The 4,456-nt window shown below is 49.9% G+C and carries 5 protein-coding genes and 1 pseudogene; 1 reads left to right on the top strand and 5 read right to left on the bottom strand.

Annotation, left to right across the window (positions count from 1 at the left end; all coding sequences use genetic code 11):
- A pseudogene (locus BLO31_RS23275) lies at positions 1-605 on the bottom strand (IS5 family transposase); the annotation flags it as partial.
- A gap of 512 nt (positions 606-1,117) precedes the next feature.
- Here BLO31_RS23275 and BLO31_RS23935 point away from each other — a divergent pair.
- Positions 1,118-1,285: a hypothetical protein gene (locus BLO31_RS23935; RefSeq protein WP_175443255.1), complete on the top strand. Its 168-nt coding sequence runs from the start codon at positions 1,118-1,120 to the stop codon at positions 1,283-1,285.
- Positions 1,286-1,657: 372 nt separating this feature from the next.
- Here the strand turns inward: BLO31_RS23935 and BLO31_RS23930 are convergent, their stop codons facing one another.
- The 4 genes from BLO31_RS23930 to BLO31_RS24100 all read right to left on the bottom strand — a co-directional run.
- Positions 1,658-1,828, bottom strand: a complete 171-nt coding sequence (locus BLO31_RS23930) for a hypothetical protein (protein ID WP_175443254.1) — start codon at positions 1,826-1,828, stop codon at positions 1,658-1,660.
- A gap of 791 nt (positions 1,829-2,619) precedes the next feature.
- Positions 2,620-3,033, bottom strand: a complete 414-nt coding sequence (locus BLO31_RS18820) for a hypothetical protein (RefSeq protein WP_070970440.1) — start codon at positions 3,031-3,033, stop codon at positions 2,620-2,622.
- Complete coding sequence (locus BLO31_RS18815; protein ID WP_139159066.1) at positions 3,030-4,277, bottom strand: hypothetical protein; 1,248 nt, start codon at positions 4,275-4,277, stop codon at positions 3,030-3,032. The genes BLO31_RS18820 and BLO31_RS18815 overlap by 4 nt, the downstream gene beginning before the upstream one ends.
- A partial coding sequence (locus tag BLO31_RS24100) for a hypothetical protein (protein WP_217495139.1) occupies positions 4,216-4,456 on the bottom strand: 241 nt, incomplete at its 5' end. The genes BLO31_RS18815 and BLO31_RS24100, both read right to left, overlap by 62 nt.

The following is a 4,456-nucleotide window of genomic DNA, read 5'->3' as shown; positions in this document are numbered from 1 at the left end:
TCGTGCGTTGTCATTTCGGTGCGTGAGTGAAGCACCTAATAGTTGTTTTACGCGATACATCGCGGTCGACGGCAATAGCCGCTTAGGGTAACCGTTAAATCCTTTTCCACTATTGTTTCGAGCCGTAGCGTTTTAAGGGTTCCCACTATCTGATTGCGAGGACGCCTTTTTTCCCAGAAAGCGGCACCTTCGCGCGGAGGGATTAAAGGTGTCGCGCTCTTAACCCTAATCGCTCTGTGACACTCTCTCGTATCGTATGCACCATCTCTCGAGATTTCCTTGATGGTTCGGCGCGTTTGTTTAAGTTGATCGGGGAGTACTTCAGCATCATTCACACGCGAGAGCGTCAGTCAGCGGCGACAATTTCATGTGGTATCGGTATCAACCGAAAGAGGGAGTTTACGCCCGACTCGACGCTTGCCATCTGCTCCATGCTTTTTCACTTTCCACTCACTCTTACTGAAGACTTTGAGCCCAAGTTGCATCATGGCTAGGCGTTGGATAGCGCCTCGTATTGAGGCTTTGAAATTAACGACTACACCCTTGGTTCGTCGGCTTATACAGGTATAGTGAGGACAAACCAATGGAACATTCGTCAATCCAAACGTGAGTGAACCTCGATCGACTCGAGAGCGGTTGTACTTGCGCCCGTAAGTGGTTTTTTAGCGAGGCTTGGATTGAATTCAAAGTCGGCAAATGAATGTCCCTGATCTGATCGTAAGATTACGATTCAGTTCAGTCGATTACCGCAACAAAGGCGCGTCTTGCTGGCCATCAGATCTCATACAACGGCTGGTTTCTTCAGGTGATTCATACGTCCCAGTGCTGCCACTTTGGCTGTAGAGGCGTAGTGTGAAAGCTGTTTAATTCGAACGATAGGAATGTTTATCTCGAATTTGCCAAGGAAAATGATATTTTCTGACTTCAATAAGATTTTGTATATCCTCATGTATCGTTTTACCGTTGGCATTAACAGGCGACGTTCTCAGCTTTTCTCAAATACTCAATATTTTGGCTTGGACGGGGGAGCAATAATCCTAACGGTTACCGTGTTGCTTAGACGTTCAGAAATAAGGTCCCGTCACATGCGATCATCTCCTCCGCTCTAAGTTTGGAGATGAATCGCTCTACAGTGCTACGTCCAGCAGGTATCACTTTTGACGCGATGACCCAATATGGCGCTTTTTCAAACAAAAATCGTGATGTGCAAGTGACTCCAGCAGAGGCGATGACCAGCACGAAGCAGAACACGAGTCAACCTCATGATAGGTCGGTGTATCAGTAACATCCCGGGTTTGCTGAACTCGTTGCCATAGATGACTGCCAATTATGAAGCGATGATTGTCCACTTTGTCATTGAGATTCAATCGCCGCGCTAATGTTTCAAGCACCCCGTCTTGCATGTCAAATGGCCGTTTGTTAAACAACCCTTAATAACCCAATGTTGATAGTTGTAATGCAAAGCCCAAACCATGGTGAGCTCCACGTTTTTGTCAAAAATGAGCTCTAAGTCCAAATCATCAAGGTGGAAACACCGTGATAGATCTTGTGGAGTTGGCGGGTGACAATCGCTTCCATAACTACCGTGTTGATGCTCCAAAAAAGTCTACCGGATCATCGTATTCACTTCCCTTGATGGTTCAAAGACCATATTCGTTCAACTGATTGACGTGTCGTCACCGATGGTCAAATTTGAATTTCTAAGCGCTATAATTTGTTGGTGAATATCGGTATTTGCTTGACGATCTTTGCATTTACCGCGCTCTTTAGCCAATTCAATCCCTTGCCGCTGCCTTTCTTTTTTTGTCTCATTATCATCTCTTGTCATTCGTAATGCGAACTTAAGCAAAAGCCCTTGACTGATAGGTCACGATATCGGTCACGCCGTTTGAATCAGGTATCAAATCCGTGTAGGTCGTTTCGACCTGGCGCACTTAACTTAGCCTAGTTTTTCGAATATATTCAACGAGATGGTCGGTCTCAGGAAGGTTGAAGGGCGCCATCGCACCCGCATGTTCCCGCGACGATCGTTTTCACTGATTTAAGGTCACCAATATGACGAAGTAGTTCAGGTCGCTCATCTCGTGTCCTTGAAGGTTTTTTTCAGCCTAGTGATTTTCGTGGGTGGGTTGTCAAGTAAGGTGTAGGTCATTTGGCCTAGCGTATAAAGGTGGCGAAAAGTGAAGATAGGGATGTACGTTGGCCCGGTTGATTTTAGCTACTTAAGTAAGCCATTTTGGACCATAAACCTCGTGCTGACCGAAGGTAGGCGGGGTAACTATCTCAAGCATTGTTTCGGTGTTCGGTTGCACCTTAGACGGTGTCGCGGCTTACAGGCCATCGGTTGCACCTCAACGGAGTCTAAGTCAGTCGTCATGGGCTGGGCGATGCCATCGACCCCGCAGACACGACCGAATCTAAGAGCATGCGTTGCGCCTCAGGTCGGGTTGTCCCGTATGCAATCGTAACGTGGTCAACAAGATCGAAGGTGGTAAGGGTCATAGAAGTAGGCTACGCCTGATCCGTCGGAAAATCGAGATCAGGCATAGGACACGTTTATCGGATTGGGTCCCGACGTAACGCGCTCGTTCGATTAGCGTTTGCTAGCACGCATCTCGTTCACTCGTAGTGTGAATGACGTGGGTTAGAATTGCGGCGCACAGTTCGTTGACGATAGGCATAGCTGTGTGTCGAGCGGCCCCCATCAATCGAGGCGTTCGATTCGTCACCTCGGTAGTCGGCTCGTTGAGTGGAGCGGCCGGACCGTGGTTCAGTACCGCGCCGTTTGGCCGCACCCTCTCGTGTCAGTCTCATTCGCTGCTCTTCTAGGCGACTTTGTGACTTTTTTCGAGCATATCTATTACGACGCGTTTGCAGTTTGACTTGGCGCGGCGATGCGTGGCGTCGGTGTGGTTTATGTCGTTGGTCCTCGATACTATCAGCGCGCGCGAACATTTCGCCTTCGTCTCGTGAACGCTCGTCGAAGTCATGGCGAAGAGGTTTACGGTGCGAGCGTGGCGTGCTCTCCCTCACTTTTTCCTCGTCCTCGCTCCATTGGCTAATATCGTAGCACCCACCGACGTCGACAGGCGCGGGTTCAGCCTAAAGGGTTTGGTTTGCGGAACGCGCTTATTGACATTTCCGGCGTTGAGCAACGTGTTTTCGAGTTCGCGTGCAGAATCCCTGCGTGGCGGGGTGTATCTGGGTCTCTCCATCTTTCGTGGTAAATCGTCGTAGTTGGCGCTTTTGTTACGTTCTTTTCGCCTTTCGTTGCTCGGTCCGGGCGCGAAAGGGTTGTTTGCGTCGGTTTCTCTTCCAGTGAACAGTATCTTGAGTGCATTTTGACACAAGATTAGTGCCCCTTCCAGTCGTTGCCCATCCTTTAGCAGTCGGACGATAGAGTCCTTAAGCTGTGCTCGGCCTTCAGGAGTGATCGTCATTGCTTTCTCAAGTTCACGACCCAGTTCGTTCAGTCGTTTGACCAGAAATCGAAGGGTTCGGACCGTCCCGTCAATGTCCGGTCGTTCGGATGGCGCGTTGTACGTTATTTCCGTGTCGTGGAGGGCACCATAAGGCGCGTAGCGCGATTGGCGCTGGCTAGGGTGAGCCGTTTCGACTGGCACCGGACGTTGTAGACTCGTGCCTATTGGCGTTCGCTGTAACGTTCGTTTGTCACTTAAACGGTAAGGCGTGTACTGTTTATCACGCAGTTGTCGTTGGCTTGTGAATCGTGGCGCGGGTGTGCGTGTTAGCGGTTCTAGAGCATACGGTTCGCGTTCGTTCCGCGATGGAGTAGCCGTTTGGTCAAGGCGATGGCGTTCATTGGCTCCCCTTTGGTTGTCATTGGCGCTGACGTACGTTCGCGACCTTACACGCAATGCGCCGTCATAATCACGTTTCGGGGTCGTTTGCGGGTGGATGTGATCGCGAGTTTCATTCCCTGTCGCTTCGTGCGTCGGTATCTGCTGATTCGTGGAAATCGGTAGTTCTGACGGTTTGCAATATATAGGTTGGCTGTCTTCTATTTGTTCTCGACCATTCCCATCTAGTTTGTCGATGGTGACGCATTCGTTTTGGGGATCCCATGTAAGGGTTTCAAGGGTTCCTTCGGGGTGTATAGGATGGTCGTCGATGGTCGCCGCGACGACAAAATAAATGCCGAGGTTGTATTTTCGATCACTTTTGTAAGTAAGGTGCACTTTATCCGCGTAATCTCTAAAGTGCCATGGTTTTTCTCGCAGTACCGTCGCCGCGATGTTGCAGAAATGTCGTGCCACCTGCTGGGTCTCGGTCGTCGGGTAGATCGCCTGTCCCGAGTCTTGGTCGAACACGTACGCATGCAGGCAGACTTTGCTTTTGACAGCGTTCGCCTCCTGGTCGCGGTTGTTTTCCCCGTGCGATATTTCGGCAGTGAGTTCGTATGTTAAAACGGGTGTAGTGCGTTTTCCCACAGTTT

Origin of the sequence: Vibrio sonorensis (assembly GCF_001854765.1) — a bacterium.
Classification (GTDB): domain Bacteria; phylum Pseudomonadota; class Gammaproteobacteria; order Enterobacterales; family Vibrionaceae; genus Vibrio; species Vibrio sonorensis.
The sequence above is the reverse complement of the archived record's forward strand: the minus strand, read 5'-3'. Positions and strand labels throughout refer to the sequence as shown.